Source organism: Halorussus amylolyticus, from assembly GCF_004143485.2.
In the GTDB taxonomy this organism is placed as follows: domain Archaea; phylum Halobacteriota; class Halobacteria; order Halobacteriales; family Haladaptataceae; genus Halorussus; species Halorussus amylolyticus.
Window position 1 is genome coordinate 287,273 of sequence record NZ_ML974132.1, and the last position, 23,751, is coordinate 311,023.

The following is a 23,751-nucleotide window of genomic DNA, read 5'->3' on the forward strand; positions in this document are numbered from 1 at the left end:
CGGTTTGTCCTCCGGTGTTTTTGGTCGAGCTTTTACCAGTGAGAAAATTCGCCGCAGGCGAATTTTCGAGTGCAGTAAAAGGTCGTTCTAATAGATAAGTTCGTCGTCGTTCTCGACCATGTAGAGGGTGCGCGCGGCGATGTTGACGGCGTGGTCGCCGATGCGTTCGAGGTCGCGAACGGTCAGCAAGAGTCGCGATACGTCCTGAAGCAGGGTCTCGACTTCCTGTTCGGTGTTGTTTTCGAGTTCGGTCTCGATGAGGTCGCGGACGACGATTTCGCTCGCGCGCTCACACAGCGCGTCGAGGTCGTCGTCGCGGTCCGCAATCTCGTAACAGCCGTCGGCGCTCTCCTCGTCGTAGGCCACCATCGCGTCCTCAATCATGTCGAGAGTGAGCGACCCGAGTTCCTGAATATCGACCTCCGGGAACACGTCTTGGTCGGCGTCGAGCGAGTACTCGCCGAGATTAGTCGCGAGGTCGCCGATGCGTTCGAGGTCGGTGATTATCTTGAACGACGCCGCAATCATCCGGAGGTCGCTCGCGACCGGCTGTTGGAGCGCGAGCAGGTCGATGCACTCCCCTTCGAGGTCGAGATAGAGCTGATTGACCTCCTCGTCGCCCTCGATGACCTCCCACGCGAGTTCGTCGTCTTTCTGTTCGAGGGCGTCCAGCCCCATTCGAAGCCGTTCCATCACGACTTCGCTCATGTAGAGGACGTTCTCGCGAAGGTCCGTGAGTTGAGTTTGGTAGTCCTTTCGTGGCATAGTTCGATTTTCGTGTGTTCGGGTGTTGTAGTTTTCCCTCGTGCTGTTTCGCCTTCCACGCGGCGCACCAGCGATTCTACCGCGAGCGACCGAAGGGAGCGAGCGGACCAAGGAACCCTCGACGGAGCGGGCGGTGCGCGAAGCGCACCGCCCTGTGACGGAGGGGGTGACGCCGTGTTTTTCATGAAAGTTTTGCCAGGGAGAGCGCACCTACGGCGCGCTCGACCGCAGCAAAAGTTTCATCCGAACTTCCCGGTGATGTAGTCCTCGACGCGCTGGTGTTCGGGGTTCTCGAAGATTTTCTGGGTGTCGTCGAACTCCACGAGTTCGCCGCCGGTCAGGAACACCGCGGTCTTGTCCGAGATGCGCGCGGCCTGCTGCATGTTGTGGGTCACGATGACCACCGTGTAGTCCTGCGCGAGTTCGTCGATGAGGTCTTCGATTTGGGAGGTGGCGACCGGGTCGAGCGCCGAGGCGGGTTCGTCCATCAGGATGACCTCGGGGTCCACCGCGATGGCGCGGGCGATGCAGAGTCGCTGTTGCTGGCCGCCCGAGAGTTCGAGACCCGACTCGTCGAGTTGGTGGCTCACCTCGTCCCAGAGCGCCGCGCCCTTGAGCGCCTCCTCGACTTTCTCGTCCAAATTCTCGGTCTTGTTCTGGAGTCGAAGGCCGTAGGCGACGTTGTCGTAGATGCTCTTGGGGAAGGGGTTCGGTTGCTGGAACACCATCCCGATGCGTCGGCGGAGCGCGACCGGGTCCACGTCGTCGTCGTAGACGTTCTTGTTCTGGAACAGCAGGTCGCCCTCGACGCGCGCGGCGTCGATGAGGTCGTTCATCCGGTTGATACACCGGAGGAACGTGGACTTCCCGCATCCGGACGGCCCAATCATCGCCGTGACCTGTCGCTCGGGAATCTGGATATCGACGCTCTGGAGCGCCTGTTCGGTGCCGTAGTACACGTCGAGGTTCCGGGATTCGATGACCGTGCGCTCCGAACCCGACGAGCGCGACGGCGAACTCTCTTCGACGGCCTCCGACCCCGGCGTCGGCGAGGCGAGCGAATCGTCGTCTTCAGTCTCGGTTCCGGGGTTCGAAGTCGTCATTGTCTCTTTGCTCATTGTTTATGACCTCCGTTGATACCGATTTCGGATGAGAATCGCGGCGGCGTTCATCGAGAGGAGGACGACCAGCAGCGTCACGACGCCCGCCGCGAGGACGCCGTACCGGAACTCCGCCGCGGGTTCGTGCGACCACGCGAAAATCTGGCGCGGCATCGCGCTGAACTTCTCGGTGAACGCGTTGGGGGGATTGAACACGACCGCGGCCGCCCCAATCATGAGGAGCGGCGCGGTCTCGCCGATAGCCCGACCGAACGCGAGAATCGTGCCGGTCAGGATGCCCGGAATCGCCTCGGGCAGGACGACGGTCCGAACCGTCTGCCACTTGGTCGCGCCCATGCCGTAGGAGGCTTGCCGCATCGAACTCGGGACCGCTCGGACCGCCTCCTGAGCCGAGATGATGACGATGGGGAGGATGAGCAGGCCGACGGTTAGTCCGCCCACGATGACCGACCCCGTGTTCATGTCGGCGTAGCGGATGAACAGCGCGAGACCGAGCAGGCCGTAGACAACCGACGGGACGCCCGCGAGGTTGGCGATGTTCATCTCGATGAGGTTCACCACGCGGCCCACGCGCCCGGTGTCGGGCGCGTACTCTTCGAGGTAGAGCGCGGCCGCGACGCCGACCGGAAACGCCGAGACGACGATGACGAGCATCATCATGATGGAACCGACCAGCGCGGGGTAGATGCCCGCCTCGTCGGCGAACCGCGAGTGAGAGTTCGTCAGGAACTGCCAGTCGAGCCACGTCTCGGGTCCGGCGAAGCCGAATGCTTGGACCGCCGTTGCGCCGACGAACACACCGCCGTACACCACGACCGGGAGCGCGAGTCCGACGAGATGCTCGCGCTTTCGGACGACGTTCTCGGCGTAGAGCGCGGTCGGCACGCCCACCGACAGCACGAGAACGACGAGCAGGTAGTCGTCGATGCCGACCGTCGGAGCCCCGACAACCGCGACGACGGCCAAGACGAGCGTGAGACCGGCCGCAATCGCACCGGCGCGTCTGCTCTCGCGGCGGCGGGCGACGGTCGCGCCAGCTAGCAGGCCGACGGGTGCCGCGAACGAGTAGAGCATTATGGTCGCACGATTGAGCGCGAGCGGCGCATTCTGAAGGAGACCGCTCAGACTCGGAATCGCGCCCGGTATCCCGACGAGTCCGAGCAGGAGCGCGACCACTGCGACCGCCGCGCCTTCGAACGCGACCGGGTCGGGTCGGAGTCGGCGGTGGACGTAGATTGCGCCGATGACAGCGACGAGTGCGAGCGTCGTTCCGAACCACTCGATTGGCTGGAACACCTCGACCAGCAGGAGCGCGATACCCGACCCGACCAGCAGGGAGAACGCCGGAAGCGCGGTGGCGGTTCCACCGACCCATCCAGCGGTCCTGTCCCGGCGGGCGTAGTAGCCGACCAGTAGGCCGGTCGGGACGACCAGCGTGAGGAAGAACGTGAGGAGCCACTCGGTGTCGGCGGTCAGCGGTCGAATCGCGTCGAGCGCGACGTACGCCAACAGCGCGAACACCATCGCGATGCCGAACAGCATCGCGCTCAGACAGCCCCACTTGAACACTGCGCCGCGAAGCTGACTCACTCCCTCGTCGGACCCGTACCACGACTCGCCGCGGTCGGGGTTCTCGGTTGCCATTATCGAATCACCTCTGTCATTCGTACTCCTCCCGGTAGCGCGAGGCCACCCAGTTGCTCGCCACGTTCATCGAGAACGTGATGACGAACAGCGTCAGTCCGATGGCGAACAGCGAGTAGTAGGCCGCGGTGCCGCCCGCGAGGTCGCTCGTCGAGAGCTGGACCATCGCGGAGGTCATCGGCTGAATCGACTCGAACGCGCTCGGGAACAACTGCGGACTCATCCCCGCGGCGACGACCACGATCATAGTCTCGCCGATGGCGCGCGAGAGCGCGAGGATGAACGACGAGAAGATGCCCGACACCGCTGCCGGGATGACGACGCTCGTCGTCACCTCGTACTTCGTCGCGCCGAGTCCGTACGCGCCCTGTCGGAGCGAGTCGGGAACCGCGCTCATCGCGTCCTCGCTCAGGCTCGACACCATCGGGATTATCATCACGCCCACCATAATGGACGCGCTGAGCAGATTGAACGTCCCGACCGGAACACCGACCCCTCGGAGCGCGGGCGTGACGTACACGAGCGCGAAGAACCCGTACACGACCGTCGGGATGCCCGCCAGAATTTCGAGCGCGGGCTTGAGCACCGACCGGGTGCGGTCGGTCGCGTACTCGCTGAGGTACGCCGCCGAGGCGGTCCCGACGGGAATCGCTACGAGCGCCGACAGTACGGTCACCGCCAGCGTGTTGGTTACGAGCGGGAGGACGCCGAACTCCTCGCCGATTTTGGGACTCCAGTTCGTGCCGGTGTAAAACGCCACGGGCGAGACTCGCGTGAAGAACTCGATGGCGTCTACCAGCAGCGTCGCCACGATGGCGACGGTCACGAGCACCGAAAGCGCCGCGCACACGAACAGGAACCACTTGATGGATGCCTCCTTGGCCGACCGGGTGCGGTTCTCGCCCGCGAAATCCGGCCGCGCTGGTTCCTCGCTCATCGGTTCGTTGTTCACGGTAGGTGTGGTAAAGGTGGGTGGTTTGGCGCGCGGTGCTACTCGTTTCGAATCTCTTCGAGCCTATCGAGGTTCTCGTCGCGGAGGTCGGCGTTTGTGGGCACGTAACCGATTTCGCTCACAATGTCGGTCTCGGCCTGCTCGACGTAGAAGTTCATGAACTCGTACACCTGCGTCTTCTCCTGAATCGCGCCAGCGTCCGGGTAGACGAACAACGGGCGGGCCATCGGGTAGTCGCCCGACTTCGCGTTTTCGAGGCTCGGCTCGACCGCGTTCGAAACATCTTCCTCGGCCACGCTGACCGCCTTCACGCGGTCGCTGTTCTCCTGATAGTAGGAGAAGCCCAGATACCCCATCGCGGTTTCGGACCCCTCGACGCCCGCGATGATGTTGTTGTCGTCTTCGGTGGCTTCGTAGTCCTCGCGGTGGGCACCCACCTCACCGACGACGTTCTCGGTGAACCAATCGAACGTGCCGGAGGTCGAGGCCGGGCCGTACAGCTCGAACTCCTCGTCCGGCCAGTCGTCGCGCACGTCGCTCCACGTCTCCGCGCCGTCGGGTTCCCAAATCTGGGCGAGTTCGTCGAACGTGATGCTCTCGATATCGAATTCGGTGTTGACAACGACCGTGAGCGCGTCGCTCGCGATTTGGAACTCCCGCGGGTCAACGTCGTTCTCGGCGCAGTTCTCCTCCTCGGCCTCGGTGATGGGCCGTGACGCGCCGTTGATGTCGGAGTTACCCGGACAGAAGTGGTTCTCGAACCCGCCACCGCTCCCCGTCGGGTCAACCGAGATATCGACCGCGTCGTGCATCTTCTGGAACTCTTCGGACATCGCGACCGAGACCGGGTACACCGTACTGCTCCCGGTGACGGTCACGTCGCCGGAGATATCTTCGCCACCGTCGGTCGTGTCGGAGCCGTCCCCGTCCTCGTTCGAGTCGTCGCCACCGCCGCCCCCGCTCTCGCCGATGCAGCCAGCGAGCGTGGCGACACTGACCCCACCCGCACCGACGAGGAACTTTCGCCGCGATTCGAACGTTGGTCGCTCCTTTTCTGCCATCGTGTGTGGGTGGTGGCGTTTCGGGTAAATACCCTGCTATTACGACTATATAGAGAAACGTATTCACGCGGAGTCGACGTCCGACCGGTCGTTTCCGCCGCGAGGCTCGGTCTAAAGCCGAGGGAGGACGGTTGGAACGTGAATATAGCATACTCTTGAGAGACGGTTGGCTTCGAATCTGGAGTTCAGTCTCCCGAGAAACGCTCGAAAAAGCTCGAATCGCGACCGATTCTCCCGACCTACAGGAAAATGGTTACTTGATGGCCAGAATATATAGATATGGAAAAATTTATTGGTGGTCCGAGGTGCTACACACGTATGGAAACCCGGAAGGTGCAGGTCACGGGCGGCTCGACGTTCACGGTCTCGATACCGAAGGACTGGGCGACCGAGAACGGCATCGAGGCCGGTGAGCGTCTGGCGTTCTACCCGCAAGACGACTCGCTCGTGGTCACGCCCCGCGACTCCGACGAGAAATCCGAGGGCACCCTCGACATCACCGACCTCTACGGTGAGAGCCTGACTCGGACCGTGATGACGATGTACGTCAGCGGATTCGACGTCATCGTCCTCGAATCCGGGCGCGTCGATGCCGAACAGCGCCAGGCAATCAGGACCGCGACCCAGAGCCTCGTCGGGTTGGAGGTCATCGAGGAGACCGGCAATCGCGTCGTGATTCAGGACCTGCTCGACTCCTCGGAGCTGTCGGTTCACAACGCGGTCACGCGCATGCGACTCATCGCGCTCAGTATGCTCGAAGACGCAGTGACCGCAGTGTGCGAGAACGACGACTCGCTCGCCGACGACGTTATCGAGCGCGACGACGACGTGGACCGACTCTGGTTCATGGTGTCGCGCATCTTCCGAGCGACGCTCAGGACGCCGAAGGCCGCCGAGGAACTCGGAGTACCTCGGGAAGTCTGTTTCGACTACCACTCCAGCGCGCGACAGCTCGAACGCATCGCCGACCACGCCGCGAAGACGGCCCAGCACGCCCGTCAGTTGGGCGAAGTCCCCGAGGAGGTCGCCGAATCGCTCCGCGCGCTCCACGACGACGCTGCCGAAATCGTCAACACCGCGATGGACGCGCTCCTGCTCGACGACAGCGCGCAAGCGACGACGCTCGCGAACGAAGCGCGCGAACACGTCCGGGAGATAGACCAGCACACCCGCGCCGTGGACGACCGCATTCGCGACCTCGACGCCCAACAGGCACAGCTTCTGGGTCTCATCGTGGACTCGCTCTCGCGGACCGGGGACTACGGCGGTAACATCGCGGAAACCGCGCTCCAGAAGGCCGCACCGCGGCCGGAGTGACCGGAAAAATCTGCTTTTCGGAGTTTCGCTTTTCGGGCTACAGTTTGCCGAGCTTTCGGAGGAGTTGGCCCTCGTACTCGCGGTCGCTCTGGATGCCCTTTATTTCGAGGACGTTGCGTTCGAGTTTGTCGCGCGCGACGCTGAACGCCTGGTCGGCTCCGTACCCCTCACCGGTGCCACCGGCCTGCCCGCGGTTCGTGCGGAGTCGAATCGTACACTGCATCAGCGGCGTCCCGCGGAGCTTCTCTTTGTGCTCTTGGAAGCGGACGTGGGCGTGGCGGACCTGCATCTTCTGGTACTTGTCGGAGATTTCGGAGATGGACGACCGGATGTCGTCGCGGCCGAGCGTTTCGAGCAGATTGATGTTGGTGATTTGGACGTCCATCACGTCCTCCTCGGTGTACGACAGCGCGCGCAGCACGTCGGTTTTGGTGAGGACGCCGCCGACTACGCGGTCGTCGTCCTCGGGCGTGACGACTAGCCCGGCGTAGTCGTGGTCGAACATCCGCTCGACCGCCTCCCGAACCGTCTCACCGAGCGAAGCGGTTTCGACCGGACTCGACATCACGTCGTACACCGGCAGGTCGAGCATCCGGTCCAGGTCGCCCGCGCGGTCGCCCTTGCCCGTGATTCGCTGTTCGTTTCGGGTGGCGAAGTCCACCACGTCGTGGGTCGTGACGACGCCGGCCAGGAAGCCGTCGTCGTCCACGACGGGGAGCCGCGAGACGCCGTGTTCGCGGAGTCGGTTGATGGCCTGCCCGAGCGTGGCGTCCTCGGTCACGGTGATGACGTTCTCGGTGAATATCTGCTCGACGGTCAGCGCGTCGAGATTTTCGAGGACGGCTTCGAGGATGAGGTCCTCGTTGATGACGCCCCAGAGGTCACCCGACTCGAAGACGGGCGCGACCTTGGTTCCGCCTTCCACGAGCGACCGGGCAACGTCTCGGACGTCGTCGGTTCGCTCGATTTTCGGTGCGGACTTGGCGAGCGTTTCGACCTTGGTGTGGTCCTCGATGTGCGACCGGAGGAGTTGCTTTTGGGTCAGCACACCCACGTACTCGCCCGCGCGCGTGACGATAATTCCCTTCGGGTTTTGTTCTTCGAATATCGAGCGTGCCTTCCCGAGATTCGATTCGGCTTCGAGTTCGACGTACTCGGTCGTCGCAATATCAGAGATGTCCATCTTCACTCGAAAGTAGACGTCCGACGCTCTTGAAAGTTGCCGAGTGCGCGTGAGACGGATGGACTCGCCGCGTCGGCGAGGGGATTTTTGACGCCGCCGCCCGAACTGGCGTGTGTGATACCCGATATCGGCGCGGCGTTCGGCGAGTACACGTACCTCGCGACCGAGGTGGTGTGGGGCGCGGTCGCGTTTGCCCTCCTCTACCGGGCCGGGGCGCTCGCCCGCGCCGCGCGTACCATCGTCGTACTCTACCCCATCGCGTACGTCTGGGACTGGTACACGCTCCATATCGGTGTGTTCTCGATTCAGCTTCGGACCGGTATCGACGTCCTCGGTATCCCGCTCGAAGAACACATCTTCATGGTCGTCGTTCCGGCGCTCGTCCTCGGAATCCACGAGAACTTGTGACACCCCTTCTCTCTAGCAGGATTCCTGAACCGCCGAGAGAGCCGAGTAAGGAGGTATTACCGCGAGATGGCGGCGGGTTCGAACGCGAGTGCAACGGTTCGTAAGCAAGGGTTTCCGAGAGGTAAATGGTGAATAACAAAGGCTAATCCCGGCGATGTGTTGAATCCATGCTGGGTTACGAGCAAGGGGTGGCACAGTAATGAGCACCATTGGTGACTCATCCGGAACCGGAAGCACCGAACCGGAGGAGACTCCGGACCAGCGGGGGGCGGCCGTCGCCACGGAGGGGGTCTCCGACGCGGCCGACTCCGACGAGGGCGAAGCGCAGGTCGCGGACCTCTCGCGGGACCTGGTCTTCGACGTTCTCAAGAACCGACGGCGGCGCTACGCGCTCCACTACTTACGACACGCGGACGGGTCGGTTCAGTTGTCCGAACTCGCCGAGCAGGTCGCGGCGTGGGAGAACGACACGACCGTGGACGCGATTTCGGCCGCCGAGCGAAAGCGCGTCTACACCGCGCTGTATCAGTCCCACCTTCCGAAACTGGACGACGCGAGTATCGTGAACTACAATCAGAATCGCGGTATCGTCGAACTCTCGGGCGCGGCCGAACAGCTCGACGTGTATCTGGACCTCGACGCCCAACCCGACATCTCGTGGTGTAATCTGTACCTCGGCGTCGCCGTCGCCGGACTCGGACTGGTCTCGGCCGCGTGGCTCGGTCTCCCGCCGTTCTCGCTGGTCGCGGACGCGCTCCTCGCGACGGTACTCGTGGTCGCGTACGCTGGCGTGGCGCTCGCACACACGTACTTCACCCGTCACGCTCCCGGCGGAGGCGAGACGCCGCCCGAGGTACAGGAGTCGTAGCGATGGACGACGCGGCCGGTTCGGTGTCCGGCGTCTTCGACGGCGAAACCCGGACCCGAGAGAGATTCGGTCCCGCGGGCACGCAGACGCTGCTGCGGACGCCAGCCAACGCGTTCCCGCTCGCGGACCTCCCCGAGCGTGCGTACGAGAACCTCCTCGTCGTCGCGGCCCGCGACCATCCCGCCAAAATCGAGCGCCGACTCGCCCGCGACGGTCGCGACCTCGCGACCGTCGGCGTCGTGCCAGTAATCCCTGCGATGGGCGAGTACGACGGCGACCTCTGGACGGCCGACTCGGTTCGCCCCGGCGACCTCACCGGAATCGGAATGCGGTTTTCCGACGCGCTCGGACACGTCGAGTCCGAAACCGGGTGGGTCGTGTTCGACGCGCTCGGCATTCTACTGATGTACTCCGAGGAAAATCGCGTGTGTCGATTTTTCCAGACGTTGGTGAATCGAGTTCGCGTGAAAGGGGTCCGGGGCGTCTACTGTGTGAACGCCGAAGCGATTTCGGACGAGATGTACGAGCGATTCCGGAGTTTGTGTGACGCAGAGTACGAAATGCGGTGAGACTAGTCGCTGTCCAAGTTAGCGTCGGCAAAAGTGTAGTGGGTTTGGGCAGATTTGAACTGCCGGCCTCCTCCATGTCAAGGAGGTGTCATAACCAACTAGACCACAAACCCATGCGGTCTCTTGCGAGTGCATTTCTTCGTTTGCCGCGGGTGTAATTGAACCTTTCGGATTACGTCGCGGTCCGGCGATTCGATGAGTCGGGGTGCGAGCGAACCCGTGTGCTTTGTTAACGGAGGTTCGAAGCCCCGACACGCTTAAGTCGATGTACGATTTTGTTCATTGTAAGACGAAGACGTACATTGGTGATTCAAAATGCAGGACTACATCGAACGCGTCACTGACGGTCGGGACCTCTCGCTCGACGAGGCCCGAGAGGCCGCCGCCGCCGTCTTCGAGGACGCGACCGAGGCCCAAATCGGCGCACTGTTGACCGCGCTCCGCGCGAAAGGCGAGACCGAGACCGAAATCGCGGGGTTCGCGCAGGGCATGCGAGACGCCGCCCGGACCATCGACCCCAACCGGTCGCCGGTCGTGGACACCTGCGGGACCGGCGGCGACGACTACGACACCATCAACGTCTCCACCACGAGCGCCATCGTCGCCAGCGGGGCGGGCGTTCCGGTCGCCAAGCACGGCAACTACTCGGTGTCCTCGTCGTCGGGGAGCGCCGACGTCCTCGACGTGGTCGGCGTCCAAATCGACGCCGAACCGCCCGCGGTCGAGCGAGCTATCGAGGACGACGGCATCGGCTTCATGCTCGCGCCCGTGTTCCACCCCGCGATGAAGGCGGTCATCGGTCCCCGGAAGGAACTCGGGATGCGAACCGTGTTCAACGTCCTCGGCCCGCTCACGAACCCGGCTGGTGCCGACGCCCAAATCGTCGGCGTCTACGACCCCGACCTCGTGCCCGTCCTCGCTCGCGCGCTCGCCCGGATGGACGTCGAGCGCGCGCTGGTCGTCCACGGCTCTGGCATGGACGAAATCGCCATCCACGACGAGACGGTCGCCGCGGAAGTCCGGGGCGACGAAATCGAGGAGTACACCCTCGAACCAGCGGACTTCGGTCTCGAACGCCACGACGTGGCCGACGTGTCGGGCGGCACCCCGGAAGAGAACGCGGCCGACCTCCGCGGCATCGTCGAGGGCGAAGTGACCGGTGCGAAGCGCGATATCATCCTCGCCAACGCCGGTGCCGCCATCTACGTCGCCGGGGAAGCCGAGTCGCTCGAAGACGGGGCTGAGCGCGCCGCCAAGGCTATCGACGACGGCGGCGCGGCCGAGCAACTCGAACAGCTTTGTCAGGCCGTGGAAGCATGACGCGAGTGAAAATCTGCGGTATCACCAGCCGCGAGAACCTCCAGGTCGCGGTCGATGCGGGTGCCGACGCAATCGGTCTGCTGGTGGACGTGCCGGTCGATTCCCCGCGGGAAATCGACTCCGGTCTCGCGGCCGACCTCGTCGCTTCGACCCCGCCGTTCGTGACCACTGTACTGGTGACGATGCCCGAGACGCCCGACCGCGCGGTCGAACTCGCTCGCAGGGTCGAACCCGACGCGATTCAGATTCACGGCGAAACGTCGGCTGGCGACCTCGCGTATCTGTCCTCGAACGTCGATGCACACGTCCTCGTGACAGTCGATGCGGAACGTCCCGAGCAGGCACGGCGCTACGACGACATCGCCGACGCCCTGCTGGTCGATTCGGTGGACGACGACGGCGCGGGCGGGACGGGCCGGACCCACGACTGGGAACGGACCCGGAGCGTCACCGCGGACCTCGATTCGCCGGTCGTCCTCGCCGGAGGTCTGGCGGCCGGAAACGTCGGGGAAGCGGTCCGAACGGTCGAACCGTTCGCGGTCGATGTGGCGAGCGGCGTGGAATCGTCGGGCGGGACGAAAGACCCCGACGAAGTGACCGCGTTCGTCGCGAACGCGAAACGCCTCTCTCGGAGTCCCACGCCATGAAACCCGAACGAACGCGATTCGTCGAACTCGCCGGAACCGACGACCGCACCGTGGTCCGCGTCTCGACCGAACTCGACGCGGACGCCACGCCGCTGTCGGCGTACGCCGCGCTCACCGGTCGCTCGACCGAGGCCGACGCCTCCGACTACGCCTTCCTGCTGGAAAGCGCCGAGAAAACCGCCTCCAGCGACCCCGACGGCGCGTTCTCCGCCGACGCGTCGGGCGACCGCCACGCCCGCTACTCCTACGTGGGGTACGACCCGGAAGCGGTCGTGACGGTAGACCCCGACGAGGTGCGGGTCGAGTCGCTCGGCGGCCGGGCCGCCGAGTACGTCTCGCCCGAATCCGGGGGCGATACGCTCGATGCGCTCCGAACCGCGATGCCCGACGCCGAGCGCCGGGGGTTCCCCGGCCAAGGCGACGCCGACCGCCAGCACTTCGAAGGCGGTCTGGTCGGCTTTCTGGCGTACGACGCGGTGTACGACCTTTGGCTCGACGAGGTGGGTCTCGAACGCCCCGAATCCCGGTTCCCGGACGCGCAGTTCGTCCTCAACACGAAGACGTTAGCGTTCGACCACCTCGCAGGCACCGTCTCGCTCGTCTTCACTCCCGTCGTCGGACCGGACGACGACCCTGAATCGGTGTACGACGACCTCGAAGCGGAAGCCGACCGGGTGGCCGACCTGCTCGCCGGGACCGAACCGCCGGAAACGGGTGGGTTCGTCCGCGAGAGCGAGACCGCGGGACCGCGAGACGAGTACGAGGACGCGGTTCGAACCGCGAAGGAACACGTCCTCGACGGCGACATCTATCAGGGCGTCATCTCCCGAAAGCGCGAACTCCGCGGCGACATCGACTCGCTCGGATTCTACGAGGCGCTCCGGGACGTGAACCCTTCGCCGTACATGTATCTGCTCGGCTACGGCGACCTGACGGTCGTCGGTGCGAGCCCCGAGACGCTGGTGTCGGTCCGGGGTCGCGAAGTCACGGCCAACCCCATCGCGGGCACCTGTTCGCGAGGGTCGAGTCCGGTCGAGGACCGTCGCCTCGCGGGCGAGATGCTCGCCGACGGCAAGGAGCGCGCCGAACACACCATGCTCGTTGACCTCGCGCGCAACGACGTTCGCCGGGTCAGCGAACCCGGAAGCGTCGAAGTCGCGGAGTTCATGAACGTCCTCAAGTACAGCCACGTCCAGCACATCGAGAGCACCGTCCTCGGCCGACTCGCCGAGGACGCGAACGCCGTCGAGGCGACCTCGACGAGCCCGGAGACGCGGTCTCCGGACGCGCTCGACGCCACTCGCGCCGCGTTCCCCGCCGGGACGCTGTCCGGCGCGCCGAAGATTCGCGCGATGGAGATAATCCACGACCTCGAACGCTCACCACGCGGTCTGTACGGCGGCGGCGTGGGCTACTACTCGTGGACCGGCGACGCCGACTTCGCCATCGTGATTCGGACCGCAACCGTCGAGTCCGAAGCGGGGAGCGAACCCGCGGTGGACGACGGTACCGACCGCATCACGGTGCAGGCCGGTGCGGGCATCGTCGCCGACAGCGATCCCGCCGCCGAGTACGAGGAGACCGAAAAGAAGATGGACGGCGTGCTGACCGCGCTCAGACGCATCGAGACCTCACCCGCACCTGAGGTGAGTCGATGACGGAAGTCCTGTTCGTGGACAACTTCGACTCGTTCACGTACAATCTGGTGGAGTACACCAGCGAACACGCCGACACCGAGGTCGTCCGGAACACCGCCTCGCTCGCGGACGTGCGAGACGCCGACCCCGACGCAATCGTCATCTCGCCGGGACCCGGCCACCCGGAGAACGACCGCGACGTGGGCGTCACGAACGACGTGCTTCGCGAGGTGAGTCCCGAAGTGCCGACCCTCGGCGTGTGTCTCGGTCTCGAAGCCGCGGTGTACGCCTACGGCGGGTCGGTCGGTCGCGCGCCCGAACCGATTCACGGCAAGGCGTTTCCGGTGTCCCACGACGGGCAGGGCGTGTACGCCGGACTCGAACAGGGGTTCCGCGCCGGGCGATACCACTCGCTGGTGGCAACCGAAGTGCCCGACTGCTTCGAGGTGACGGCGACGACTGACCACGCCGGGACCGACCTCGTGATGGGCGTGCGCCACCGCGAGTATCCCATCGAGTGCGTTCAGTTCCACCCCGAGAGCGTGCTAACCGCCGTCGGCCACGACGTGATTCGGAACTTCCTCGGCGCAGTTGCGTGACTCGACTCCGTTTTTGGCTCAGCCGTATTTCAGGTTAGTCGGACTGGCGGTTACGAGGTGGGGCGGTTTCGCCGCCGGACGGCGGCGAAACCGCTTTACGACACTGCTGACTGACTCGCCAGCTATCTGCTCGCAACCCCGCGAGGACATGGATTGTCCTCTCGCGGTCACGCTCGCACCGTCGGAGCGTGACCACGCGAAACGTCCGGGCGAAGTTGGTTCCGGCTTCGTATTTAAAAGCTCGCGTCGGGAGCGTTTCGAGCCGATTCTACAGCAGGACGCCCGCGGTGTAGAGCGCGCCGACGACCACGATGGCGACGAGGAGGAGTTTCCACGCGACGCTTAGCACGATTCGTCCCACGAGAACCACGACTGCGAGGACGACTAATCCGGCGAGTAGCTTCCCGAGCGGCGTCGCGACCACTTCGGTGAACAGGGGGAGCAGCATACCTCATCACGACAGCCACGGACCGTAAACGTATCGGCTGATACGCATCGGAAGAACCGGCGAAACGGCTCCGTTTCGCCGTCTCTGGCGTCGATTCCCGAGTTCCATCCTCTCTATCTGACCACTTTCAGTCCGGTCTGCATACTCTTATTACCCTCTGGAACGAAACTTCTGATGACCATCGAGAGCCGCGAATGTCGGCCGATGTTTCGGCGATCAGGACGTTCGCGGCACCTATCATCTCACGGCAGAGGCATCACAATTCAAGTTGATTTGTTGTAGTGAAACTAAAAAAGCAAAGCATTATTTGGGAGGCCTTAGAATGGAATCTCCGTCACGAATGAACCGCACAACCCAACCTGAAGGGGCCCGAATCGACAGACAGACGCACGAGGTGACCCGCGAATGAGCGGTGCGGGCGAACTCACCGCCGACGAACTCACCCTCCCCATCAAGCGCACCGAGGGCGAGACCTTGGCCGACAGACTGACGGACAACGCGTACCACAACATCCTCCCGGCGCGCTACCTCCGGAAGAACGCCGACGGCGACAACGTCGAGGCACAGGAGGACCTGTTCGTACGCGTCGCGAAGAACATCGCGCTGGCCGAGGCGGTCTACGAGGCCGACAACCGCGACGAGGAGATTACGGTCACGCCCGACCAGCTAAAGCCCGACCACCCCCGGCGCGACGAACTCGCCGCCGAGGTGTTCGGCACGGGCACGACGGCCGACGACGACGCCGAGACGCAGCTCTCGGTCTACAACGTCAACAAGTTCGCGTACGACACGGTCGTTCCCGAACTCCCCGACGAGATTCGGGGCCACGTCCTCGACGTTCGCGAGGAGTTCCAGGACCTGATGGAGGACCTCTCGTTCATGCCGAACTCGCCCACCCTGATGAACGCGGGCGACGAACTCCAGCAGCTTTCGGCCTGCTTCGTGGACTCACCGGACGACGACATCACCGACATCCACCAGACCGCCAAGGAAGCCGCGGAGGTCTTCCAATCGGGCGGCGGGATGGGGTACGCCTTCTGGCGACTCCGACCCTACGGCGACGCCGTCGGTAGCACGGGCGGCATCGCATCCGGCCCCATCACGTTCATGCGAACGTACGACCAGATGTGCGAGACCATCGCACAGGGCGGCGCGCGCCGCGGCGCGCAGATGGGCGTCATGCGCGTCTCGCACCCCGACGTGATTCAGTTCATCCACGCGAAGAACAAGGACGTGAGCCTCGCCGAGACGCTCCGACTCAACGACCCCGACGACTACACCCACAACTCGTTCGCGGAGGCGTTGGAAGAGGCTCGCGAACTCATTGACGACGAGGGCCGGGTGCCCAAGCACCTCCGGAACGCCGCCGAGGGCCACCTCTCGAACTTCAACATCTCGGTCGGCGTCACCGACGACTTCATGGAGGCGCTCAAGAACGGCGAGGAGTTCACCTTCACGAACCCCCGAACCGAGGAGCCACACGTCGCGACCGAGCAGACCAAGGAACTCTACGAGATGTTCGACCTCGGCGAGCACGTCGAGGTCGGCGAGGAACTCTCGATTCGCGCGGACCTCATCTGGGACCGCATCGTGGACGGTGCCCACGAGAACGGCGAACCCGGCGTCATCTACCTCGAACGGGTGAACAAGGAACACTCGTTCGACGTGGACGAACACCCCGACCACCGGATTCTGGCGACAAACCCCTGTGGGGAGCAGCCGCTCGAAGAGTACGAGGCCTGTAATCTCGGCCACATCAATCTCTCGACGCTCGCCGCCCAGGAGGCCCCCGACTGGCGGGTCTGGTACGGCGAGCACGGCGACGAGTACGACGACTTCTCGGAGGCCGTCGATGCGTTCCTCGCCGACGCGATGGCGTGGGACGAGTTCGACCACCGCATCGCGTACGGCACTCGCTTCTTGGAGAACGTCGTCACGATGTCGGATTTCCCGGTCGAGAAGATAGAGCAGAAGGTCCGGGACATGCGGAAAATCGGTCTCGGCGTGATGGGTCTCGCACAGCTCTACATCCAACTCGGCGTCGAGTACGGGAGCGAGGCCGGAAACGAAATCGCGGGCCAGTTGATGGAGTACATCAACCACGAGAGCAAGTGGACTTCCCACGAACTCGCCGAGGACCGCGGGGCGTTCAACGACTGGGACGACTCGAAGTACGCGAACCCGACCGAGTACCGCGAGTGGTTCGAGAAGCAAACCGGCCTGAGCGCCGACGACTGGGCCGACGGCTTCGCGATTCGGAACCACAACACGACCACCATCGCGCCGACCGGCACCACCTCGATGGTCGGCAACACCACGGGCGGGTGCGAACCCATCTACAACGTCGCGTACTACAAGAACGTCTCCGACGACGTGCAGGGCGACGAGATGCTCGTGGAGTTCGACGACTATTTCCTCCGGGTGCTGGAGGACAACGACATCGACGTCGAAGAGGTCAAGCGCGAGGCCCAAGACCAGATGGCCAACAACGAGTTCGACGGCGTCGAGGGTCTCGACACCGTGCCGGATGCCATCGGCGAACTGTTCGTCGTCACGAGCGACCTCACCGGCAAGGAACACGCCGCGGTTCAGTGTGCCTGCCAGCGCGGCGTTGACTCCGCCATCTCGAAGACCTGCAACTTCCCGAACTCCGCGAGCAAGGACGACATGCGCGAGGTGTTCGAGTACATCTACGACAACGGCGGCAAGGGCGTGACCGTCTACCGCGACGGCACCCGGAGCAAGCAGGTGCTCACGACCCGCGCCGACAACAAGGAGTTCGCCGACGAGTCCGAGGCCGCGGAGACGCTCGTCGAGCAGATTCGCGAGGTGTTCGGCGGAATCGAGGGCTTCGTCGAGAGCGACGAGGTGCAGGCCCACCTCGACCAGCAGGTCGAGTCCATCCTCGAAGCCGCAGACGGCGAAGACCCGTCCGGAGCCTACGCCGAGAAGCGCCCGCGTCCCGATGTGCTTCACGGCATCACCCAGCGCATCGACACGGGCTACGGAAAGCTCTACGTCAACATCAACGAGGACGACCGCGGTCGGCCGTTCGAACTGTTCGCAAACATCGGCAACTCCGGCGGCTTCACCGCGTCGTTCACCGAGTCGCTCGCCAAGACCATCTCGACCGCGCTCCGGTCGGGCGTGGACCCCGAGGAAATCGCCGACGAACTCCAGGGAATCCGGAGTCCGAAGGTCGCGTGGGACAAGGGCGAGCAGATAAACTCCATCCCGGACGCCATCGGCACCGCGATGCGCCGGTATCTCGACGGCGAAGTCGAGAAGGCCTACCCCCAGCAGAAGAACCTGACCGAGGTCGAAGAGGAGGTCGGCGAAGTGGGAGCGACCGATGCCCGAACTCCCGAACCGACCGACGACGGTCAGACCAGCAAGGAGGCCGACCAGCAGGACATCATCGACTCGGGCGAGAGTCCGGAGTGCCCGACGTGCGGGTCGCTGTCGCTGTACTACTCGGAGGGCTGCAAGACCTGCGAGTCGTGCGGTTGGAGCGAGTGCTGACCTCGGACGTGCCGAACTGACGCGAATCCGGTTCTTCTTTTCTCGGCCCGCTGACCAGAGACGTTACGGTGGTCGGTAGTGTACCGACGGTCGAGTATGGGTTCCAACGACGGAGTTCGGCCGCGAGTGGGCCGTAGACGAACGCCGGACGGTCTCGCCGTTCGCACGGATAGCGCCGAGACGCAGACCGACGCCGACCGGGGGGCGCTGGCGTGTCGGACGTGACGCCCTCTCGCCGAGGCCTCGTCTTTTTGGCCGCTGGCTTGCTTCTCGTCGTAGCCGCATTCGGCGGAAGCTGGGCACTCGCGCCCGATACCGAACGTATCCCGGAGTCCGGTACTCCCGACGACACGACCATCCTCGTGGGCGTGCAGGGTCCCGGCCCGAACGGAAACGTGACCGCGCTAGACGGCCACGGGAACGTCGAGTGGAGCATCGGCGACATCATCAGCTATCAGAACGTCCAGATGCTCGACAACGGCACGGTGCTCGCGACGTACGCCGCCGGAGGATACGAGCGATGCGGTCCGTACGACCCGCCGTGTAAGCGAACCGGGGTTCGAATCATCGACCCCGACCCGGACTCGAACTCGACGACCGGCGAGGGGTCGGTCGCCGAACCCGAAATCGTCTACGACTGGAGCTATCCGGTCCAGACCCGGAAGGACAGCGAGGTCCACGACGCCGAGATGCTCCCGAACGGCGACGTGCTCGTGGCCGACATGGAGTGGGAGAGCATCTTCACCTACGACCCCGAGACCGGCGAGCGCAACTGGACGTGGAACGCCAGCGACTACTACGACCCGCCCGACGACCCCCGGAGCGAGGACTGGCTCCACCTCAACGACGCCGACTACATCGGCGACGACCGGTTCCTCGTCTCGATTCGGAACGAGAACCAACTCCTCGTGGTCGAACGCGGCGAGGGCGTCGTCGATGTCATCAACGAGGACGGCGACGAGGACGTACTGAACCAACAGCACAACCCCCACTGGCTCGGCGACGGGGCGGTCGTGGTGGCCGACTCGGAGAACCACCGCGTGGTCGAACTCCACGAGAACGACGAGACCGGCGAGTGGGAGGTGGCGTGGTCGGTCGCCAAGGTCGGTGGCATCGCGTTCGACTGGCCGCGCGACGCCGACCGCCTGCCGAACGGCAACACGCTCGTGACCGACAGCCGAAACAACCGGGTGGTCGAAATCACTCGGAACGGAAGCGTGGCCGCGAGCTACAGCGTGCCGTCGCTCCCCTACGAGGCCGACAAGCTCCCCCACGGGGAACAGCCGGCCGACACCGAGGGTCTCGAACCCTACGACACCGACACGGAGAGCGACATCGGGCTGTTCGACCGCAAGATTCCGGTGCTGTGGCTCCTGCTCGCGGGCGCTCGCGACGTGCTGGCGCTCCCCTACTGGGTGTCGGAGATTCACGTGCTGGCCGTCCTCGTCGCGGTCGGTCTCTGGAGTTGGGGCGGCTACCTGCTGATGCGGTCGGGCCTGCGTGGGAAAGGGTGATTACGCGCGAGGACCCACACGGAATATGAGCGAGGAACCCGGCGAACGCGGTGGCGAAGGTGGGGCAGGGCCGACCGCCGAGGTCGGCGGTCGGCCCTGCCCAATCTGCGAGGAACCGATGTACCACCGCCACTGCAAGTACGTCTGTCCGAATCACGGTACGATTATGGACTGTTCGGACACGTTTTACTGAGTACATTGTCCTTTTCGCATCGAACCGTAGGTCCCGTCCGCCGGACGGGACTACGGTTCGACGCGCTCTGTCACCCATCCCGTCGCGCCGTTCGGGAACGCATCGCGCTCCTCGCGGGGCTGGAGGGTCCCCTCGCTGTCGGTCGCGCGCACGACCACCTCGTGCGCGCCGGACGGTTCGTAGGTGTGTTCCCACTGTCGCCACACGTCGTCGCCGGGCAGTTCGTCCGAGAGGTGGGCGTCGGTCCACGTTTCGCCCCCATCGGTCGAGACCTCCACCGTCTCTATTCCTCGCGTGCCCGCGTAGGCGTGGCCGCCCACCTGCACGCGACCGTCCTCGAGGTGGTTCACGGCGTGCAACTTCGCTACCGTCTCGACCGGACCGGTGCCGTTCCACCCGCGCTCTTCCCAGTACCCCTCGACTTCCTGTTCCAGCACTTCGAGTTCGGTTATCCACTTGACGTTGATTTCGCCCCAGTGGCCCGGCACGAGCAGGCGGACCGGATGCCCGTGCCCGCGAGGAAGCGGTCGGCCGTTCATCTCGTAGGCGAGGAAGGCGTCTTCGAGCGCGGACAGCGGGAACTCCTGGAAGTAGTCGTCCACAGCGCGTGCCATCACGCAACACTCCTCGGGGAGGTCGCCCAGCAGGTCGGTCACCGCCACGCCGGTCCAGAGCGCGTTGTCCATCTTCTTCCCGTTGAGCGGTTCGCCGACACACCGAAGGGTCACGAATCGGTGTTCCGACTCCATGCCGGTGAGGTCGTCGTAGTCGAAATCGCGCTCGTCCTCGACCGCACCCGTCACGCGGAGTGACCACGAATCGGCGTCGATACTCGGGTCCACGCCGTTGATGTCCACCTGATAGAACTGCTGGCTGACCAGCGGCTCGATTCCCGACACGTCGAGCGACCGCTCGGCTGCCCCGCCGAGTAAACCTTCCACCTCGGGACTGATGTCCACGTCTTCGGCGTCGGTCCGCTCGGACTCGCCTCCCTGTCGGCTTCCGAGGACGCCGCCGACGCTGCCGACCGCGGCAGACGCTGCGACCGCGCGCAGGATTCGGCGTCGGACCGCGGAGGGGTCTGTCGGCCCGCGACGCTGGACGCCCGCCGCGGCGATGACCACGCTCGCCCCGACGCCCGCCGCGAGTCCGGCGACCACCGCGCCGGTCAAGCCGAACGCCACCGCGGCGCAGGCGAGTCCGGCGACCGTCCAGTTCGAAATCCCGACGCGTTCGGCGAGTCGGGTGCCGACGCTTGCTGCGACCGCGAACGCGCCGACTGTGAGCGCGACAGCGAGAGCGAACCCGAGCCGAGCGCCGAGGTCGCCGAGCGTCCCAATCGACCACGCGACGACCGCGTCGGGCGTGGCCGCCACGACCAGTCGGCTGACCGGCGCGGCGACGAACTCGGGCGTGAATCCGGCCACCGCATACGACCCCGCGAGCGCCGCGACTCCGGCCGCGAGCGCGACCGCGGTCTCTCGGAGTCCGACCCGAAGACGCGAGTCTGTTGTAGTCGTGCTATCGTGGCTCATACCGTTCTCAAGGGGAGCCACGGTGAAAACCGTTGTTCGAACTGCGACCGGAGTTGTCGAATCCGTCAGGTCGCGTCTACCGGTCGGCCAACACGCGGTGGGCCGGTCCCGCGAGGAGCGTGACCGCGACCGCGAGTCCGGCGACGAGCAGTTCCCAACTGACCGCGGTGAGTCCCTCGACCGAGAGGCGTTCGAGCGAACTCCCCGCCAGCACTGCGGCGACGGTCCACGGAATCTCGCCGACCGCGGTTCCGACGACGAACGCGGGGACCGAGACGCCCGACAGCCCTGCCGCCACCGAGACCGGGTCGGAGGGCGCGGGCACGAGTCGGGAGGCGACCATCCCGCGGAGGTCGCCGGCCGCCGCGAAGAATCGCTCGCCCGAGTCGCCGAGGCGACCGACGAGTCCGGTCCCCGCGCCGACGTATCGGGCGACGAGGAAGGGCAGGCACGCGCTCGCGGTCGTGCCCGCGAGCGCGACCGGGAAGCCGACCGCCGGGCCGAAGCCGTAGCCCGCGAGGACCGCGACCAGCGTGGTCGGCCAGACGAACACCGGCCGGACGAGGTACGCGCCGACCAGCAGGCCCGCGAACAGCGCGGGCCGGTCGGCGACGGCTTGGGCCGTCTCGAACAGGTGTTTCGGCCCGGCGAGTAGGCTCGCGGCGGCGACGACCGCGAGGAGCGCGACACCCGCGGCCTGCCGTCGAGCGTATTCGGCCATCGCGCCGGGCTTTGGGTCGGGGGGCTAACTTCTTTTTGGGTCGGAGTCGAACCGCCTCGGAACCGAATCGCGTGTCTCGGAGCCGATAGGACCGGAAACGATACGGGGCGCGGCCCCCTCGTCTCCGATATGAACGCTCGCGACCTGATGACGACCGACGTCGAAACCGTCCACCCCGACGACGAAATCAGCGAGGTGCTGACTCGACTCGCCCGCGTGGACTTCAACGGCTTTCCGGTCGTGGACGACGACGGCCGGGTCGTCGGCATCGTGACCCAGCACGACCTCGTCCACATCTTCCAGCCGAGCGACCGCACGCTCTGGATTCCGGTCGGCTTCCCCCCGTTCCTCGAAACGCTGGAGTACGCCATCGACCTCTCGTGGGACGAACTCGACACCGAACTCGACCTGCTTCGCCACGCGGGCAAGCCCGTCCGGACCATCATGTCCGAGGACGTGGTGACGGTCGGCCCCGACGCCGACATCGACGAACTCCTCGACCTGCTGACCGGCGACGACCGCGACATCAATCGGCTTCCGGTCGTCGAGGACGGCGAACTCATCGGTATCGTCGCCCGACAGGACGTGTTGCGCGCGCTCCGCGACGAGCGCCGGTCGGCCGCGAACGCCTGACTCGGTTCGCATCCGTCTGACTTGTTTCCGGTTTCGAAACGTTCAGGCCCGACCGGCGAGGAACTCCCGAGGTGAGCCGATACCGGAACTTCGGGCTGTTCGTCGTGCTGGCCGCGGTCTGGGGGTCGGCGTTCATGGCTATCAAAGCCGGACTCGACTACTTTCCGCCCGTCCTGTTCGCCGCGATTCGCTACGACGTTGCGGGCGTGCTGATGCTCGGCTACACGGTGTACGCCACCGAGCGATGGCGACCCCGGACCCGCGGCGAGTGGCACCTCGTCGCTGTCGGCGGGACGCTGATGATTGCGGCATACCACGCCTTCCTATTCGTGGGCGAACAGCACACCACGAGCGCAGTCGCCGCCGTTATCGTGAGTCTGAGTCCCGTACTGACCACCGGGTTCGCACGCGCCTTCCTCCCGAGCGAGCGCCTGACCACCCTCGGCATCGCGGGACTCGCGCTCGGACTCGTCGGCGTCGTCGTCCTGAGCGACCCCGACCCCGACAATCTGCTCGCGGCGGGAATGGTCGGCAAGGCGTTCGTGTTCGTCGCCGCCGCGGCGTTCGCGCTTGGGGGCGTGCTCACCAGCCGAATCGAGGCCCAACTCCCCATCGAGACGATGGAAGCGTGGTCGATGCTCCTCGGCGCGGCGCTGATGCACGTCGCGAGCGCCGCCCTTCCGAACGAGTCGGTCGCCGCGGTCGAGTGGACGCCCGAGGCCATCGCCGCGCTCGCGTACCTCGCCATCCCGGCCGGTGCGCTCGGCTTCCTCATCTACTTCGACCTGCTGGAGCGTCTCGGCCCGATAGAAATCAATCTCATCTCCTACGTCTCGCCCATCTTCGCGGCGATTTCCGGCTGGTGGTTCCTCGACGAGCAGGTCACCCCCACGACCATGGTCGGCTTTCTCATCATCTTCGCGGGGTTCTGCCTGCTGAAACGCCGGGCGCTCGCCCGAGAGCTTCCCCGAATCCGGGCGGTCGTCTCCCGGTAATTGCGTCGTCCGTTCCGTCCTCGACACCCACCCCCCGGGGGGGCGCCCCCCCGGGGCGGGGCCCCCCCCATGTCCCCCCACGGGAAAGGCGCCCCCCCC

23 protein-coding genes and 1 tRNA gene are annotated in these 23,751 nt (G+C 65.1%); 14 read left to right on the top strand and 10 right to left on the bottom strand.

What is annotated here, in order from left to right:
• Positions 1–87: 87 nt before the first annotated feature.
• The 5 genes from phoU to EKH81_RS08765 form a co-directional block, all read right to left on the bottom strand.
• The gene (gene phoU, locus EKH81_RS08745; protein WP_132059424.1) at positions 88–765 is read right to left on the bottom strand and encodes a phosphate signaling complex protein PhoU; all 678 of its coding nucleotides are present in this window, start codon (positions 763–765) and stop codon (positions 88–90) included.
• 239 nt (positions 766–1,004) lie between these two features.
• Positions 1,005–1,883: a phosphate ABC transporter ATP-binding protein PstB gene (gene pstB, locus EKH81_RS08750; protein ID WP_132059423.1), complete on the bottom strand. Its 879-nt coding sequence runs from the start codon at positions 1,881–1,883 to the stop codon at positions 1,005–1,007.
• 3 nt (positions 1,884–1,886) lie between these two features.
• Positions 1,887–3,530 carry a phosphate ABC transporter permease PstA gene (gene pstA / locus EKH81_RS08755; RefSeq protein WP_132059422.1) on the bottom strand — a complete coding sequence of 548 codons (1,644 nt, stop codon included), beginning with the start codon at positions 3,528–3,530 and terminating at the stop codon, positions 1,887–1,889.
• 16 nt (positions 3,531–3,546) lie between these two features.
• Positions 3,547–4,467 (bottom strand): phosphate ABC transporter permease subunit PstC, encoded by a 921-nt coding sequence (pstC, locus tag EKH81_RS08760; protein ID WP_132059421.1) that lies wholly within the window; start codon positions 4,465–4,467, stop codon positions 3,547–3,549.
• A 53-nt stretch (positions 4,468–4,520) separates the two neighbouring features.
• Positions 4,521–5,543: a PstS family phosphate ABC transporter substrate-binding protein gene (locus EKH81_RS08765; protein WP_132059420.1), complete on the bottom strand. Its 1,023-nt coding sequence runs from the start codon at positions 5,541–5,543 to the stop codon at positions 4,521–4,523.
• A gap of 318 nt (positions 5,544–5,861) precedes the next feature.
• On the opposite strand from EKH81_RS08765, the gene EKH81_RS08770 reads away from it, so the two are divergent.
• The gene (locus EKH81_RS08770) at positions 5,862–6,860 is read left to right on the top strand and encodes a phosphate uptake regulator PhoU (protein ID WP_132059419.1); all 999 of its coding nucleotides are present in this window, start codon (positions 5,862–5,864) and stop codon (positions 6,858–6,860) included.
• Positions 6,861–6,897: 37 nt separating this feature from the next.
• On the opposite strand, the gene EKH81_RS08775 is transcribed toward EKH81_RS08770, so the two are convergent.
• Complete coding sequence (locus EKH81_RS08775) at positions 6,898–8,043, bottom strand: CBS domain-containing protein (protein ID WP_132059418.1); 1,146 nt, start codon at positions 8,041–8,043, stop codon at positions 6,898–6,900.
• 114 nt (positions 8,044–8,157) lie between these two features.
• Between EKH81_RS08775 and EKH81_RS08780 the strand changes: the two genes are divergently transcribed.
• The 3 genes from EKH81_RS08780 (at position 8,158) to EKH81_RS08790 (ending at position 9,888) form a co-directional block, all read left to right on the top strand.
• Positions 8,158–8,451 (top strand): lycopene cyclase domain-containing protein, encoded by a 294-nt coding sequence (locus EKH81_RS08780; RefSeq protein ID WP_132059417.1) that lies wholly within the window; start codon positions 8,158–8,160, stop codon positions 8,449–8,451.
• A gap of 199 nt (positions 8,452–8,650) precedes the next feature.
• The gene (locus tag EKH81_RS08785) at positions 8,651–9,319 is read left to right on the top strand and encodes a DUF7344 domain-containing protein (RefSeq protein WP_132059416.1); all 669 of its coding nucleotides are present in this window, start codon (positions 8,651–8,653) and stop codon (positions 9,317–9,319) included.
• A 2-nt stretch (positions 9,320–9,321) separates the two neighbouring features.
• Entirely contained in the window at positions 9,322–9,888 is a 567-nt protein-coding gene (locus EKH81_RS08790) for a DUF7504 family protein (RefSeq protein WP_132059415.1), read from the top strand.
• Positions 9,889–9,927: 39 nt separating this feature from the next.
• On the opposite strand, the gene EKH81_RS08795 is transcribed toward EKH81_RS08790, so the two are convergent.
• Positions 9,928–10,001 (bottom strand) — tRNA-Val (locus EKH81_RS08795).
• A gap of 202 nt (positions 10,002–10,203) precedes the next feature.
• Here EKH81_RS08795 and trpD point away from each other — a divergent pair.
• The 4 genes from trpD to trpG are packed head-to-tail and all read left to right on the top strand — an operon-like array spanning position 10,204 to position 14,091.
• Positions 10,204–11,208, top strand: a complete 1,005-nt coding sequence (gene trpD, locus EKH81_RS08800; RefSeq protein WP_132059414.1) for an anthranilate phosphoribosyltransferase — start codon at positions 10,204–10,206, stop codon at positions 11,206–11,208.
• Entirely contained in the window at positions 11,205–11,855 is a 651-nt protein-coding gene (locus EKH81_RS08805) for a phosphoribosylanthranilate isomerase (RefSeq protein WP_132059413.1), read from the top strand. The genes trpD and EKH81_RS08805 overlap by 4 nt, the downstream gene beginning before the upstream one ends.
• On the top strand, positions 11,852–13,513 hold the full coding sequence (gene trpE / locus EKH81_RS08810; RefSeq protein WP_132059412.1) for an anthranilate synthase component I: 1,662 nt from the start codon (positions 11,852–11,854) through the stop codon (positions 13,511–13,513). Before EKH81_RS08805 ends, trpE begins: the two co-directional genes overlap by 4 nt.
• Positions 13,510–14,091, top strand: coding sequence for an anthranilate synthase component II (trpG, locus tag EKH81_RS08815; RefSeq protein WP_132059411.1), 582 nt, complete (start codon positions 13,510–13,512; stop codon positions 14,089–14,091). Before trpE ends, trpG begins: the two co-directional genes overlap by 4 nt.
• A gap of 268 nt (positions 14,092–14,359) precedes the next feature.
• Here trpG and EKH81_RS08820 read toward each other — a convergent pair whose 3' ends face one another.
• Positions 14,360–14,539, bottom strand: coding sequence for a DUF8029 family protein (locus EKH81_RS08820; RefSeq protein ID WP_132059410.1), 180 nt, complete (start codon positions 14,537–14,539; stop codon positions 14,360–14,362).
• Positions 14,540–14,944: 405 nt separating this feature from the next.
• Between EKH81_RS08820 and EKH81_RS08825 the strand changes: the two genes are divergently transcribed.
• The 4 genes from EKH81_RS08825 to EKH81_RS19960 all read left to right on the top strand — a co-directional run bounded on the left by EKH81_RS08825 (position 14,945) and on the right by EKH81_RS19960 (position 19,768).
• Positions 14,945–18,061 carry an adenosylcobalamin-dependent ribonucleoside-diphosphate reductase gene (locus EKH81_RS08825; RefSeq protein WP_132059409.1) on the top strand — a complete coding sequence of 1,039 codons (3,117 nt, stop codon included), beginning with the start codon at positions 14,945–14,947 and terminating at the stop codon, positions 18,059–18,061.
• 96 nt (positions 18,062–18,157) lie between these two features.
• Positions 18,158–18,286 (top strand): hypothetical protein, encoded by a 129-nt coding sequence (locus tag EKH81_RS19740; protein WP_274380488.1) that lies wholly within the window; start codon positions 18,158–18,160, stop codon positions 18,284–18,286.
• On the top strand, positions 18,274–19,575 hold the full coding sequence (locus EKH81_RS08830; protein ID WP_238392148.1) for an aryl-sulfate sulfotransferase: 1,302 nt from the start codon (positions 18,274–18,276) through the stop codon (positions 19,573–19,575). The genes EKH81_RS19740 and EKH81_RS08830 overlap by 13 nt, the downstream gene beginning before the upstream one ends.
• 103 nt (positions 19,576–19,678) lie before the next feature.
• Positions 19,679–19,768, top strand: a complete 90-nt coding sequence (locus EKH81_RS19960; protein ID WP_303646701.1) for an HVO_2523 family zinc finger protein — start codon at positions 19,679–19,681, stop codon at positions 19,766–19,768.
• A 50-nt stretch (positions 19,769–19,818) separates the two neighbouring features.
• Here EKH81_RS19960 and EKH81_RS08835 read toward each other — a convergent pair whose 3' ends face one another.
• Both EKH81_RS08835 and EKH81_RS08840 read right to left on the bottom strand, forming a co-directional pair.
• A complete protein-coding gene (locus tag EKH81_RS08835) occupies positions 19,819–21,303 on the bottom strand; it encodes a molybdopterin-dependent oxidoreductase (RefSeq protein WP_132059407.1) in 1,485 nt (494 codons plus the stop codon).
• A 76-nt stretch (positions 21,304–21,379) separates the two neighbouring features.
• On the bottom strand, positions 21,380–22,024 hold the full coding sequence (locus EKH81_RS08840; protein ID WP_132059406.1) for a TVP38/TMEM64 family protein: 645 nt from the start codon (positions 22,022–22,024) through the stop codon (positions 21,380–21,382).
• Between the two features lie 129 nt (positions 22,025–22,153).
• Here EKH81_RS08840 and EKH81_RS08845 point away from each other — a divergent pair, with 129 nt between their 5' ends.
• Both EKH81_RS08845 and EKH81_RS08850 read left to right on the top strand, forming a co-directional pair.
• A complete protein-coding gene (locus EKH81_RS08845) occupies positions 22,154–22,657 on the top strand; it encodes a CBS domain-containing protein (protein WP_132059405.1) in 504 nt (167 codons plus the stop codon).
• Positions 22,658–22,728: 71 nt separating this feature from the next.
• Complete coding sequence (locus EKH81_RS08850) at positions 22,729–23,652, top strand: DMT family transporter (protein ID WP_132059404.1); 924 nt, start codon at positions 22,729–22,731, stop codon at positions 23,650–23,652.
• Positions 23,653–23,751 lie beyond the last annotated feature (99 nt).